Source organism: Agromyces arachidis (genome assembly GCF_052805135.1).
On sequence record NZ_JBRBDK010000004.1, the window covers coordinates 13616 to 27367 of the forward strand.

The 13752-nt window shown below is 75.7% G+C and carries 13 protein-coding genes; 7 read left to right on the plus strand and 6 right to left on the minus strand.

Features of this window, described 5'->3' with window-relative positions; genetic code table 11:
• The first annotated feature begins 33 nt into the window (after positions 1-33).
• From ACUY4T_RS06745 to ACUY4T_RS06770, 6 genes are all read left to right on the plus strand, one after another.
• Complete coding sequence (locus ACUY4T_RS06745) at positions 34-1032, plus strand: TIGR03557 family F420-dependent LLM class oxidoreductase (protein WP_446018154.1); 999 nt, start codon at positions 34-36, stop codon at positions 1030-1032.
• On the plus strand, positions 1029-2072 hold the full coding sequence (locus tag ACUY4T_RS06750) for a hypothetical protein (RefSeq protein ID WP_446018155.1): 1044 nt from the start codon (positions 1029-1031) through the stop codon (positions 2070-2072). Before ACUY4T_RS06745 ends, ACUY4T_RS06750 begins: the two co-directional genes overlap by 4 nt.
• Positions 2069-3091 carry a glucose-6-phosphate dehydrogenase (coenzyme-F420) gene (gene fgd, locus ACUY4T_RS06755; protein WP_446018156.1) on the plus strand — a complete coding sequence of 341 codons (1023 nt, stop codon included), beginning with the start codon at positions 2069-2071 and terminating at the stop codon, positions 3089-3091. The genes ACUY4T_RS06750 and fgd overlap by 4 nt, the downstream gene beginning before the upstream one ends.
• A gap of 118 nt (positions 3092-3209) precedes the next feature.
• Positions 3210-4514: a LolA family protein gene (locus ACUY4T_RS06760; protein WP_446018157.1), complete on the plus strand. Its 1305-nt coding sequence runs from the start codon at positions 3210-3212 to the stop codon at positions 4512-4514.
• A gap of 10 nt (positions 4515-4524) precedes the next feature.
• Positions 4525-5529 (plus strand): ABC transporter ATP-binding protein, encoded by a 1005-nt coding sequence (locus ACUY4T_RS06765; RefSeq protein WP_446018158.1) that lies wholly within the window; start codon positions 4525-4527, stop codon positions 5527-5529.
• A complete protein-coding gene (locus ACUY4T_RS06770; RefSeq protein WP_446018159.1) occupies positions 5516-6418 on the plus strand; it encodes an ABC transporter permease in 903 nt (300 codons plus the stop codon). The genes ACUY4T_RS06765 and ACUY4T_RS06770 overlap by 14 nt, the downstream gene beginning before the upstream one ends.
• Positions 6419-6523: 105 nt before the next feature.
• Here the strand turns inward: ACUY4T_RS06770 and ACUY4T_RS06775 are convergent, their stop codons facing one another.
• From ACUY4T_RS06775 to ACUY4T_RS06800, 6 genes are all read right to left on the minus strand, one after another.
• On the minus strand, positions 6524-7009 hold the full coding sequence (locus ACUY4T_RS06775; protein ID WP_446018160.1) for a hypothetical protein: 486 nt from the start codon (positions 7007-7009) through the stop codon (positions 6524-6526).
• Between the two features lie 4 nt (positions 7010-7013).
• Positions 7014-7877 (minus strand): ATP-binding cassette domain-containing protein, encoded by an 864-nt coding sequence (locus ACUY4T_RS06780; RefSeq protein WP_446018161.1) that lies wholly within the window; start codon positions 7875-7877, stop codon positions 7014-7016.
• The gene (locus tag ACUY4T_RS06785; RefSeq protein WP_446018162.1) at positions 7874-8986 is read right to left on the minus strand and encodes a putative F420-0 ABC transporter permease subunit; all 1113 of its coding nucleotides are present in this window, start codon (positions 8984-8986) and stop codon (positions 7874-7876) included. The genes ACUY4T_RS06780 and ACUY4T_RS06785 overlap by 4 nt, the downstream gene beginning before the upstream one ends.
• A complete protein-coding gene (locus tag ACUY4T_RS06790; protein WP_446018163.1) occupies positions 8986-10008 on the minus strand; it encodes a putative F420-0 ABC transporter substrate-binding protein in 1023 nt (340 codons plus the stop codon). The genes ACUY4T_RS06785 and ACUY4T_RS06790 overlap by 1 nt, the downstream gene beginning before the upstream one ends.
• Before the next feature lie 161 nt (positions 10009-10169).
• Positions 10170-11234, minus strand: a complete 1065-nt coding sequence (cofD, locus tag ACUY4T_RS06795; protein ID WP_446018164.1) for a 2-phospho-L-lactate transferase — start codon at positions 11232-11234, stop codon at positions 10170-10172.
• Positions 11235-11303: 69 nt separating this feature from the next.
• Positions 11304-12293: a zinc-dependent alcohol dehydrogenase family protein gene (locus ACUY4T_RS06800; RefSeq protein WP_446018165.1), complete on the minus strand. Its 990-nt coding sequence runs from the start codon at positions 12291-12293 to the stop codon at positions 11304-11306.
• Positions 12294-12404: 111 nt separating this feature from the next.
• Between ACUY4T_RS06800 and ACUY4T_RS06805 the strand changes: the two genes are divergently transcribed.
• Entirely contained in the window at positions 12405-13745 is a 1341-nt protein-coding gene (locus ACUY4T_RS06805; protein ID WP_446018166.1) for a phosphoribosyltransferase family protein, read from the plus strand.
• Positions 13746-13752: the final 7 nt, after the last annotated feature.

Sequence of the window (13752 nt, forward strand, 5' to 3'; positions counted from 1 at the left end):
GACCCGCATCCGTCCTCGGGGCAGGATGGAGGGGTGCCAGTCCGAATCGGCTATGCCGCGATGCTCGAGCAGTTCGCTCCGCGGGACGCGATCGCGTACGCCGAACTGGCCGAACGGCACGGGTTCAGCGGGGTGATGGCCACCGACCACTTCCAGCCGTGGCTGCCGCAGCAGGGCCAGTCCGGCCACGTGTGGAGCGTGCTCGGCGCGATCGGCGCGCGCACGACGGGCGACTTCGGCCCGGGCGTCACGACGCCGACGTTCCGCACGCACCCGGCCGTCGTCGCCCAGGCGAGCGCCACCCTCGCCTCGATGTACCCGGGGCGGCACTGGCTCGGCATCGGCTCAGGCGAGGCGCTCAACGAGCACGTGGTCGGCGAGTACTGGCCGGAGGCGCACGAGCGCATCGCGCGCATGTTCGAGGCGGTCGAGGTGATCCGCAAGCTCTTCACGGCCTCCCTCGCCGGGCGCGAGGTGCGCCACCAGGGCCAGTTCTTCAAGCTCGAGACCACGCGACTGTGGACCATGCCCGAGGTCGCCCCGAAGATCCTCGTCGCGACCGCGGGGCCGGTGACGGCCCGCCGCGCCGGCCGAGTCGCCGACGGCCTGATCACGACGGGCGGGCCCTACGACCGGCTGGCGGCGCTCGTCGCGCGGTTCGCGGAGGGCGCGCGCGAGTCCGGCCGCGACGCCACCGCGATGCCGCGCATGCTGCAGCTGCACCTGTCCTGGGCGCCCACCGACGAGGAGGCCATGCGCAACGCCCTCACCGAGTGGCCCATCGGCGGGATGCGGTTCTCGCGCAGCGACATCCGCTCGCCGTTCGAGTTCGAGCAGCTGGCCCGCACCGTCCGGCCCGAGGACTTCGAGGGCCGCATGCTCGTGTCCGCCGACCCCGACGTGCACCGCGCGCACATCCAGCGTCACCTCGACCTCGGGTTCGACCGCATCCACCTGCACAACGTCGGGCGCAACCAGGCCGAGTTCCTCGAGGTGTTCGGCCGCGACGTGCTCCCGGGGCTGCGCACGTGACCGGCCCGGCGGATGCCGCGGGCTGGACCGTCGTCGTGCCGGTGAAGTCGCTCGCCGGGGCGAAGACGCGGCTCGCGCCCGACCTCTCGCCGGCCGAACGCGCCGCCCTCGCCCGCGCGTTCGCGCTCGACACGATCGACGCGGCCCGAGCCGCTCGCACGGTGCGACGCGTCGTGGTCGTGTCGGACGAGCCCGCGATCGAGCAGGCGCTGCGCGCGACGCCCGGCGTCGAGGTGGTGCCCGAGTTCGGTCCGCGCGGCCTCGCCGCCGCGATCGCGCACGGCATCGCCGTCGCCCGCGCCGCCGCCCCGTCCTCCCTCCCCGTCCCGTCTTCCCCCTCCGCCTCCTCCGCCTCCTCCGCCCGAACTCGTGCAGAAAACGGGCGAATGGATGGCGCGGATCGCCCCGTTGCTGCACGAGATGCCACGGTGGTGGCGGCTGCACGAGATGCGGAGGGGGTGGCGGCTGCACGAGATGCCGCGGGGGCGGCGGATGGCGCCGTGGCGGTGCTGCTCGGCGACCTGCCGGCGCTCCGCAGCGAGCAACTCGACGCGGCGCTCGACGCGGCGGCGCGGCATCCGCTCGCCTTCGTGCCGGATGCCGAGGGCACCGGGACGACCCTCGCCGCGGCGCGTGACGGCATCGCCCTGGCGCCGCACTTCGGCGCCGACTCCGCCGCGCGCCACCGCGACGCGGGCTTCGTCGACCTGGTCGAGGTCGCGCCCTGGGCCGTCGGGCCGGGGCTGCGCCGCGACGTCGACACCGCCGGCGAACTCGGCGAGGCAGCGGCGCTGGGCGTCGGGCCGCGCACCGCGACGGTGGTCGCGGGCCTTGGGGGCCCCGCAGGACCCGCAGGCCCCGCAGGCCCCGCAGGCCCCGCAGGCCTCGCAGTCCCCACGAGCCCCACGAGCCCCACGGGCCCCGCCGGCCCCGCCGGCCGTGCCGCCGAACCGGCTCCCCAGCATCCGCTCGACCCATCGGCCGCGCCCGCGGGCGCAGTGACCGCGCCGCCCGGCGCAGACAGGAAGGCAGCATCGTGACCCTGACCCTCGGATACAAGGCCAGCGCCGAGCAGTTCGACCCGCGCGAGCTCGTCGAGATCGCCGTCGCCGCGGAGGCGCGCGGCATGGAGTCGGTGTGGACGAGCGACCACTTCCAGCCGTGGCGGCACACCGGCGGGCACGCGCCGTTCTCGCTGACCTGGATGGCCGCCGTCGGCGAGCGCACCTCCACCGTGAAGATCGGCACCAGCGTGATGACGCCGACGTTCCGCTACAACCCGGCGGTGCTCGCGCAGGCGTTCGCGTCGCTCGGAGTGCTCTACCCCGATCGCGTCATCGCGGGCTTCGGCACCGGTGAGGCGCTCAACGAGGTCGCCACCGGGTTCCGCGGCGCCGGCGAGCAGGACTGGCCCGAGTTCCGCGAGCGGTTCGCGCGGCTGCGCGAGTCGGTGCGCCTGATGCGCGCGCTGTGGAGCGGGGAGGACCAGGTGAGCTTCGAGGGCGAGTACTACTCGACCCACGACGCGTCGATCTACGACAAGCCCGACGGCGGCGTGCCGGTCTACATCGCCGCGGGCGGGCCGACGGTGGCGAAGTACGCCGGACGCGCCGGCGACGGCTTCATCTGCACGTCGGGCAAGGGGCCGGAGCTCTACGTCGACCAGCTGCTGCCCGCGGTGAAGGAGGGCGCGGCGGCCGGCAACCGCGACGCGTCGGCCATCGACCACATGATCGAGATCAAGCTGTCGTACGAGGAGACCGAGGAGGCCGCGCTCGAGAACACCCGGTTCTGGTCGCCGCTGTCGCTGTCGAAGGAGCAGAAGCACGACATCACCGACCCGGTCGAGATGGAGCGCGCGGCCGACGCGCTGCCCATCGAGCAGATCGCCAAGCGCTGGATCGTCGGGACCGACCCGGACGCGGTCGTGGAGCAGATCGGCCAGTACGTCGACTGGGGCTTCAACCACCTCGTGTTCCACGCTCCAGGGCACGATCAGCGCCGGTTCCTCGAGCTGTTCGAGCGCGACCTCGCGCCCCGCCTGCGCGCTCGCGGCTGACGCGCCGCGGCCGTGCGCGCGCGGACCGGCGGCGCGCGGGCCGGCGCCCGCGACCGGGGCACCTGTCAGTTCGCCCGGATCAGGGCATCCGTCGCGTGGACAGGCGTAGCCTGAAGCCATGAGCCCACGCACCGGCGGGCCGACCCGACTCCGCGCCCGCGTCCTCGTTCCGGCCCTCGGCGTGCCCGTCGCAATCGCGGCCGCCGTCCTGGTGCCGATGCAGGCCGTCGCCGCGGTCGACCTGCCCGACAAGACGGCCGAGGAACTGCTGGCCTTCGCGAAGGCGAGCGAGGTCGACGCGCTGTCGGGCGCGATCCAGCAGCGCTCCGAGCTCGGACTGCCCGACCTGGGCGCGATCACCGGCGGCGGCATGGGTGCAGGGTCCGGTGAGGGCGACGACGCGGATGCCGCGGCATCCGCCACCCTCGAGGACCTGCTCGCGATCGCCACCGGGAGCTTCGACGCGAACGTGTACCTCGACGGCGACCGGGCCCGCCTGCAGGTGCTCGACCGGATGGCCGAGCGCAACCTCTACCTCGCCCCCGACGAGACGTGGTTCGTCGACTCGGAGACGCAGACCGCCACGCGGTTCACCGTGCCGGCTGACGCCGACCTCGACGCGATCGAGGCCGACCTCGAGGCCGAGGCCGAGCGGCTCGCCGACGAGGCTGAGGCGGAGGCCGGCGAGTCGTTGCCGACCCCGCAGCAGGTGCTCGACCGCGCGCTCGACCGGCTCGACGAGACGACCGAGGTGTCGGTCGGCACCGACGGGCGGGTGGCCGGTCGCGACGCCTACGAGCTCGTCCTCGAGCCGCGCACCGACGAGACCCTCGTCGGCGAGGTCCGCATCGCGATCGACGGCGAGAACGGGGCCGCGCTCGCGGCATCCGTCACCGCGCGCGGCGCGAGCGACCCGGCGTTCTCGACGGGATTCACCGAGGTGTCGTTCGCCGCGCCCGACGCCTCGGTGCTCGTGTTCGAGCCCGCGGACGGGTTCGCCGTGACCGAGCAGGAGTGGCCGATCCCGTCCACCGAGGAGTGGGCGCAGTGGAAGGCCGACGCCGAGGCGCGCGCCGAGGGCGACGACGGGGTCGCCCCCGACGCGCACGGCGACGTGCCGCGGCCGATCGTGCACGGCGAGGGCTGGGCGACGGTCGTCGAGGTCGACGCCGAGGCGGCATCCGCCGCCATGGCCGAGCACCGGGCCGAGGCCGGGGACGACGCCGGCGCGGGCGGGACGGGCCCCACCGAGGAGCAGCTCGCCGAGGCGTCCGCCGCGCTCGAGGCCCTGACCACCCCGGTCGAGGGCGGCCGGGCGCTGCAGACCTCGCTGCTGTCGGTGCTCCTCACCGACGACGGCCGCGTGCTCGCCGGGTCGGTGCCCGTCGACGCGCTCGTCGAGTACGCCGCCGCGGACCGCTGACGGACCGCCGGTGAGCGACCTGGGCGGCACGGGCGACCTGGCCATCGAGACGCGCGGGCTCACCAAGCGCTTCCGCGCGCAGACCGCCGTCGACGGCATCGACCTGGCCGTGCCGCGCGGGTCGGTGTTCGGCTTTCTCGGACCCAACGGATCGGGCAAGACCACCACGATCCGGATGCTGCTCGGCCTCGTCGGCGCGACCGCGGGCGAGGCGCAGGTGCTCGGCGAGGACATGCCGAAGCGGCTCGACACGGTGCTGCCGCGCGTCGGCGCCCTCGTCGAGGGGCCTGCGTTCGCGCCGTTCCTGTCGGGCGCGGCGAACCTGCGACGCTTCGACGCCGCCGACCGGCACGCGCCGCCCGCCACGCGTGCCGCCAGGGTCGCCGCCGCGCTCGACCGCGTCGGGCTCACCCACGCGGCCCGCAAGAAGGCCGGCGCGTACTCGCTCGGCATGAAGCAGCGGCTCGGGCTCGCGAACGCGCTGCTGATGCCGCGCGACCTCCTCGTGCTCGACGAGCCGACGAACGGCCTCGACCCGCAGGGCACCCGCGAGGTGCGGTCGCTGATCCGCTCGTTCGCGGCCGACGGCACCACCGTGTTCGTGTCGAGCCACCTGCTCGCCGAGGTCGAGCAGCTGTGCACGCACGTCGGCGTGATGAGCGCCGGCCGGCTCGTCGCGCAGGGCACGCTCGAGGAGTTCCGCCGCGCCGGGCAGGTGCGGGTCGAGGTCGAGACGCCCGACCCGGCGGCCGCCCGCGCGACGCTCGAGCGGTTGCGGCTTCCCGCGGATGACACGGGGGAGGCGCCCGACGGCGCGACGTCCGGCGGCGCCGTCGTCACCGCGCGGCTCGAGGCGGCGCCCGGCGGCTCGTCGGCGCCCCCGCCGGAACCCGAGGCGATCGTGGCCGCGCTCGTCGCCGACGGGGTGCGGGTCCGCGGCTTCCGGGTGCGCCGCACGAGCCTCGAGCAGCGATTCGTCGAGCTCACGGGGGAGGGCTTCGATGTCGTCGCCTGAATCGCGGGTGGAGGCCCGGGGGGACTCGTCCGCCGACGGCCGGGTCGCGTCATCCGCTCGTCGCGGTCGTGCGGGCGGCACGGTGTCGCTGTTCGCCTCCGAGCTGGTCACGCTGTTCCGGCGCTGGCGCACGTGGGCGATGCTCGGGGCGCTCGCGCTCATCCCGATCCTGATCGCCGTCGCGATCCGCATCGCCGGCCCGGCCGGCACGGGACGCGGTCCGGCCTTCCTCGACCAGGTCGCCGGCAACGGCCTGTTCGTCGGCGTCACGGCGCTGGTCGTCGCGACGCCCCTGTTCCTGCCGCTCACGATCGCGGTCGTCTCGGGCGACGCGATCGCGGGCGACGCGAGCCACGGCACGCTCCGGTACCTCGTGATCGCCCCGGCCGGCCGCATCCGCCTGCTCGCCGTGAAGTACCTCGTCGCCGCGGCGTTCTGCCTCGCGGCGGCGCTCACCGTCGTGGTCGTGGGCACCCTCGTCGGATGGGCGCTGTTCCCGATCGGGCCGGTGACGCTCCTGTCGGGCGGGCAGGTGTCGGTCGGCGAGGGGCTGCTGCGGTTCCTCGCGATCGGCGCCTACGTGGCGGTGTCGATGCTGGGGCTGTCGGCGGTCGGGGTGTTCGCGTCGACGCTCACCGTCGTACCGGTGGGGGCGATGGCCGCGACGGCGATCCTGGCGGTGTCGGCGCAGATCGTCGGCGCCATCCCGCAGCTCGAGTGGATCCACCCGATCCTGTTCACCGACCGGTGGTTCGACTTCGCCGACCTGCTGCGCTCCCCGCCGTCGTGGGACTCGTTCGCCGACAACGCCCTGCTGCAGGGCGCCTACGTGGTCGTGTTCGGCGGCCTCGCCGCATGGCGGTTCGCCACGCGCGACATCCTCTCGTAGCGGATGCCACGGGAGGTGCGTTCTTCGGGAATCGACCCGGGATCGGATCGATTCCGGGGATCCGTCCGATGATCCGTCGGTTCTCCGAAGAACGGTACGGGGAGGCTAGCCCGACGCGGCGCGGCGCTCGCCGATGCTCGGCGGCAGCTTGCAGAGGTCGTAGTAGTACCGCCTCGGCGCGGACTCGTCGGTCACGTCCACGTCGACGTTCACGCCCGCGTGCGGGAGTTCGCCGTCGGCGAGGGTCCAGATCGTGAAGTGCCAGATGCCGCGGACCGCGTCGTTCAGCAGGCGTCGGCCGTCGACGACGAGCACCGCGTCGTCGTCCTCGGCGCCCGCCAGCGCACCCGCGCGGAACGGCTCGACCGTGTCGCGGCGGAGCAGGGCCTCGTCGACGTCGCCGACGGAGCGGCGGACGGCCCGCTGCCCGCGCTCGGCGAGGGTCGCTGCGAGGTCGTCGGCGAACCGCGCGGCGGCCGCATCCGAGGCGCCCTCGACCGCGACGAGGCGGCGCCCCCGCCACGAGTGCTGCAGGAACTCGGTGGCCACCGACTCGAGCAGCGCCCGCCGGTTCTCGCTCGGTCCGTCCATCGCCTCAGCGTACGACGCCCGGGCTCCGTTCGGCGGCGTCGCGCGCCGACGCCTCCCCGGCCGGCGCCGCCTCGGCCCGGTCGGCGAACGCGATGAGCGGGCGACCGGTCACCGGGTGCGCGAGCACGTGCGCCTCGACGCCCCAGACGGCGCGGATGAGCTCGGGCGTCAGCACGGCCGACGGCTCGCCCGCCGCCACGACGACCCCGCTCGCGAGCACGACCACGTGGTCGGCGTACGAGGCCGCGAGCGAGAGGTCGTGCAGCGCCGCGAGCACGCTCAGCCCGTCGTCGGCGAGCCGGCGCAGCAGCGCGAGCGTCGCCAGCTGCGCCCGGATGTCGAGGTGGTTCGTGGGCTCGTCGAGGAGGAGCAGCTCGGGCTCCTGCGCGAGCGCCCGCGCGAGGTTCACGCGCTGGCGCTCCCCGCCCGACAGCTCGTCGTAGCGCCGGCCCGCGAACTCGGCGGCGCCGGCCGCGAGCAGGGACCGTGCGACGACCTCGCGGTCGCGCGACGTGTCGCCGCCCCACGCCGACTGGTGGGGGATGCGCCCGAGGCCGACGACGTGGTCGACGCGCAGGCCGTCGGGCGCCTGGGCGTCCTGCTCGACGAGCGCGATCCGGCGCGCGCGCTCGCGACGGCGCAGCGACACGAGGTCGTCGCCGTCGAGGGTGAGCGCCGCGACATCCGGCGCCTCGACCCCGGCGATCAGGTGCAGCAGGGTCGACTTGCCGGCCCCGTTCGGCGCGAGCACCGCACCGACCGCCCCGCGCGGCACCGTGAGGTCGACCCCGTCGACGACGAGCCGTGATCCGCGGGCGAACGAGACGCGCGACGCCTCGAGCCCGGCTCCGGGCCGCAGGGCGTTCACGACGCCCTCCGTGCGCGCAGCAGGAGCGCGGCGAACACCGGACCGCCGACCAGGGCCGTGAGGATGCCGACGGGGAGCTCGCGCGGATCGAAGAGCGTGCGCGCGCCCGTGTCGACCCACACCAGGAACACCGCGCCCGCCAGCGCGGACAGCGGCAGCAGGGCCCGGTGCCGCGACCCGACGACGAGGCGGACGGCGTGCGGCAGGATCAGCCCGACGAAGCCGATCGCGCCGCTGACGGCGACGAGCGCCCCCGTGAGCAGGGCGGTGGCGACGAGCAGCAGCCCCCTCGTGCGCGGCACGTGCACGCCCAGGGCGGATGCCGCGGTGTCGCCGAACGCGAACGCGTCGAGCGTGCGCCCCGAGGCGAGCAGCGGCACGCCGACGACGAGCAGCGCCCCTCCCGCGAGCGCGACCGAGGGCCAGTCGGCGCCCGAGAGCGAGCCGAGCAGCCAGTTGAGGATCTCGCGGTAGCTGTCGTTCGTGGCGCTCCAGAAGATGACGAGGCTCGTGACCGCGCCGAACACCGCCGAGACCGCGAGTCCGGCGAGGACCGTCGTGGTCGGGCTCAGCCCGCCCGCCGCTCGGGCCAGTCCGAGGGTGGCCGCGAGGGCGGCGAGCGCGCCCGCGAACGCCGCCGCCGGCAGCGCGATCGCCATGCCGAGCACGAGCACGACCACCGCGCCGACCGACGCGCCCGACGACAGCCCGAGCAGGTACGGGTCGGCGAGAGGGTTGCGGGTGAGCGCCTGCATGACGACGCCGCACAGCGCGAGCCCTGCGCCGACCGCGGCGGCGGTGAGCACGCGCGGCATGCGCAGCTCCCACACGATGCCGTCGCGCAGCGGCGTCAGCGTCGGCTCGCCGAGCCCGAGGTGCGCGGCGATCGAGGCGAGCACGTCGGCCGGCGCGAGCCCGGCCGGCCCGATGGTGACGGCGAGCACGACGGATGCCGCGAGCAGCACGACGAGCGCGACGCCCGCGCCGACCGCCGTCGCGGCCCTCCGCCCGCCGCCCGGCGGCCGCGCCGGGCCCGGCGGGCGCGCGGGCGCCGACGCGGCGGGGCCCCGCCCCGCGGCATCCGTCGCCCTGCTCGCCTGCGCCGTCATCAGAGCCCCTCGAGCTGCTCCACGATGGAGGCGACCGCGTCGACGTTGCGCACGCCGGCCTCGGTCGCGGGGAAGTCGACGATCACGTAGCGGCCCTGTTGCACGGCGGGCATCGCCGCGGTGGCCGGGTTCGACTCGAGCTTCTCGATCTTCGACTCGGCGGTGTTCCACGCGGCATCCACCAGGACGATCACGTCGGGGTCGGCGTCGACGACGGCCTCCCACGAGAGCGAGGTCCACGAGTCGCGCACGTCGGCGACGACGTTCTCGAGCCCTGCGGCCTCCATGATCATCTGCGGCGCGCCCGTGCCGGCGCCGACGAACGGCTGGTCGTCGCCCGACGAGTACCAGAGCGCGGTGAGGCCGGCGTCGCTCGGGTCGATCGCGTCGAGGGCGTCGCGCTGCTCGGCGACCAGCGCGGCGGCGGCGTCGGGGACGCCGAAGATCGCCCCGGCCTCCTCGAAGCCGGCGAACACGCCGTCGAAGGTCAGCGGGTCGGGCCGGTACCCGTCGCCCTGGCACGCCGCGGGCGCGACGTAGGTGTGCACGCCCAGCTGCTCGAGCGTGCCGCGGTCGCCCGCGCCCTCGGCGGTGAGGTTCGACTCCCAGCCGGCGAACACGAGGTCGGGTTCCGCGGCGAGCGTCGCCTCCTGCGACGGGACCCGGTCGGAGAGGATCTCGATCCCGTCCGCCGCGCCGGCGACCTCGTCGGGCACGGGGCCGTCGGTGAACGCGGCGCCGACGATGCGGTCCTCGAGGCCGAGCGCGAGCAGCAGTTCGAGCGTCGACGACTTGATCGTGACGACGCGCTCGGGCGCCTGCTCGAACGTCACCTCGGTGCCGCAGTTGTCGACGGTCAGGGGGAAGCCGGATGACGCGGCATCCGCGTCGGGGGTGCCGGCGTCGCCGGCCTGGGCGCCGGGGGCGCAGGCGGCGAGCAGGGCGACGGATGCCGCAGCGGCGACGAGTGCGGCGCCGCGCCGCGCGTTCGGGCGGGCGATGGGACGGGGGAGCGAGGGCATGGAACCTCCGGGACGGCGTGCGGGTAGGGGCTCGACAGACGTCGAGCGGCACACGGCCCAATCCCGGGCCGACTCCACCGGTCAAGCCCGACCGGCGATCCCGCCAGTGTACGACCAGTCGGCGGCTCGCGGGAGCCGGCCCGGTACGGTCCGGCGTCCCGTCATCCCGCTGCCGTCGAACGGAGCGCCAGGTCGAGGGCGTCCCCGGCGAGCGCGGCCGACGTGTCGAGGTCGCGCATCCAGAGGGGCACGGATGCCGCCGCGATCCCGTCCGCCTCGAGCGCGGGCACCGCGGCGGCGTCCGCCTCGTCGACGAGCCACCCGTCGAGCAGGCCCGTCGCGGCCGGGTCGACGTCGGCGGCGCGTCGCGCGCCGTAGTGGCGGGCGACGGCCGCGGCATCCGTCTCGACCCCGATCGCCGCGAGGCACGCGTCGGCCATGCCGCGCACCACCCGGCCGCCGATGATCGGGGAGATCCCGACGACGGGGGCGCCGGTCGCGGCGAGCGCTTCGCGGATGCCGGGGATCGAGAGGATCGTGCCGATCGAGACGACCGGGTTCGACGGGGCGAGCAGCACGATGTCGGCGCCGGCGATCGCCGCCTCGACGCCCGGGGCGGGGCGGGCCGCATCGATGCCGTCCTGCACGAAGCCGAGGGAGGGGATCGCGGCGCGGTGCCGGGTCCACCACTCCTGGAAGTGCAGGCGGTCGCGGCCGTCGACCTGGGGGAGCGACGGGTCGACGAGCACGTGCGTGTCGACCTCCGCGTCGGTGGCCGGGAGCAGCCGCACGCCGAGCGGCCAGCGCGCCTGGAGCCGCTCGCCGACCTGCGAGGGCGTGAGGCCCTCGCGCAGCCACGCGGTGCGCGCGAGGTGGGTGCCGAGGTCGAGGTCGCCGAGCGTGAACCACGGCCAGCCGACGCCCCACTCGCGCAGCTCGCCCGCGACGCGCTCGCTCTCGCCCGCCCGGCCCCAGCCGCGCTCGGCGTCGTTCACGCCCGCCAGCGCGTACAGCAGCGAGTCGAAGTCGGGCATGAGGCGCACGCCCGCCAGCCAGAGGTCGTCGCCCGTGTTCACGACGACGGTGATGCGTGCGGATGTCGCCGGCGTGCCGTCCGCGGCCGGTGCCGTGCCGGGCTCGGCGGGCCACCTGCGGGCGCACTCCTCCCGCAGCCCGCGCACGAACCGCGCGCCTCCGACCCCGCCGGCGAGCACCGTGATGTCCACCGGACCACGGTAGCGCCGCCGGGTTCCGCGCGCCGCCCGGCCCCCGGCGTCGACTCGGGCCCGCAGGACCTAGGCGTCGCGCACGAGAACGAGGGATCCGGAGGCGCGCCCCGATCGCAGGTCGCCGGTCGCCTCGTCCGCCCGGGTGAACGGGTACGCGGTCGCGGTCGGCGCGATGCCCAGCTGCAGCGCGAGCCGCAGGAACTCGTCGCCGTCGGCGCGGGTGTTCGCGGTCACGGTGCGCAGGTCGCGCTCGAGGAACAGGTGGTCGGCGTAGGTCATCGCCGGGATGTCGGACATGTGGATGCCGGCCGAGACGACGGTGCCGCCGCGCGCGGTCGCCTCGAGCGCGACCGGGAGCAGGTCGCCGGCGGGCGCGAACACGATCGCCGCGTCGAGCGGGCGGGGCGGGCGATCGCGTTCCCCGCCGACGAAGTCCGCACCCAGTTCGCGGGCGAGCGCCCGGTTCGCCTCGCCCCTCGTCATCGCCGAGATCGTCGCGCCTGCGGCCGATGCCAGCCGGGCGGTCAGGTGCGCACTCGAGCCGAAGCCGTAGATGCCGAGGTGCCCGCCCGGGGGGAGGTTCGCCCGGCGCAGCGCGCGGTAGCCGATGATCCCGGCGCACAGCAGCGGTGCGATCGCGAGCGGGTCGGCGTCGTCGGGGAGGGCGTACGCGAACGCCTCGGGCACGGTGGCGAGGTCGGCGTAGCCGCCGTCGGCGTCCCACCCGGTGAAGGTCGCATCGGGGCAGAGGTTCTCGCGGCCGCTGCGGCACCACCGGCACGTGCCGCACGTGGAGCGGAGCCAGGCGATGCCGACGAGGTCGCCGACCGCGGTGCGGCGAACGTCGGGACCGGTCGCGACGACCCGCCCGACGACCTGGTGGCCGGGCACGACCGGGGAGCGGTGCGGGGACAGTTCGCCGTCGATCACGTGCAGGTCGGTGCGGCACACGCCGCAGGCGTCGACTTCGACCACGAGGTCGTCACCGACCGCCCGAGGGTCGGGCAGCGCGGCGGGCCGCAGCCGACCGTCGCCCGCGGTGATCCACCCGTCCATCGCCCGCCCCCGCCCCGTGCCGTGCCTCGCTTCCAGCCTTCGCCGGGTCCGGCGCCGATCCCGGGACCTCCGACCCTCGCCGCGCGGCATCCGTCGTCGCACGCTGGAGGCGTGTTCCGCGATCGAGTCGATGGAGCGGCGCACCTGCTGGGCCGCCTGGATCGGTATCGCGGCGAGGACGCCGTGGTGCTCGGACTGCCGCGCGGCGGGGTGCCGGTCGCGGCCGTGGTCGCCGAGGGGCTCGGGCTGCCGCTCGACGTGATCGTGGTCCGCAAGCTCGGCCTGCCGTCCCAGCCGGAGGTCGCGATGGGGGCGATCGGCGAGGGCGGCGCCCGCCTCGTCGACGCCGACCTGCTCGAGCGCGCACGCGTCTCGATCCGGCAGCTGTCCGAGGTCGAGCGTCGTGAGCGCGCGACGCTCGAGCGTCGCGTGCGGCTGCTCCGCCGCGGTGCGCCGCCGCAGTCGCTCCAGGGCCTCACCGCGATCGTCGTCGACGACGGCATCGCGACCGGTTCGACGGCCGAGGTCGCCTGCGAGGTCGCCCGCACGCTCGGCGCCCGTCGCGTCGTGCTCGCGGTGCCGGTCGGGCCGACGGATGCCGCGCGGCGGGTGCCGTCGGCCGACGAGGTCGTGTGCGCCACCGTGCCCGAGTGGTTCCACGCGGTCGGCCAGGCGTACGAGGACTTCTCGCCGACCGGCGACGAGGAGGTCGTGCTGCTGCTCGACGCCGCGCGACGTCGGATGCGGGGCGCGACGTGGCGCGCGGCGGCATCCGTCCGCGCCTCGGAGGTCGCCGTGCCGCACGACCGGATCGAGCTCGCGGCCGACCTGCGGGTGCCCGACCGGCCGGTCGGCTTCGTCGTGTTCGCGCACGGCAGCGGCAGCAGCCGGCACAGCCCGCGGAACCGCCTCGTCGCCGGGGCGCTGCAGCATGCCGGCCTCGGCACCCTGCTGCTCGACCTGCTGACGCCGCACGAGGAGCGCGACCGGGCGAACGTCTTCGACATCCCGATGCTCGCGTCGCGCCTGGGATCGGCGGCGGCATGGCTGCGCGCCCGCCCGGAGGCGGCCCACCTCCCGATCGGGTACTTCGGCGCGAGTACGGGCGGCGGCGCGGCGCTCTGGGCGGCCGCCGAGCCGGGCTCGGGCATCGCCGCCGTCGTCTCGCGCGGCGGGCGCCCCGACCTCGCCGGCGAGCGGCTCGCCGCCGTGCGGGCCCCGACGCTGCTCATCGTCGGGGGAGACGACCGCCAGGTGCTGGAGCTGAACCGGTGGGCGCAGCAGCGGCTCACCGCTCCGTCCGAGCTCGCGATCGTCCCCGGCGCGACGCACCTGTTCGAGGAGGAGGGCGCGCTCGCCGAGGTCGCCATCCTCGCTCGCGACTGGTTCGACCGGCACTTCGCGGCGGCGGGCCGGGCGGACCCGCGCGAGGGCGGCGGATCGGGGCGGTGACGGGTCG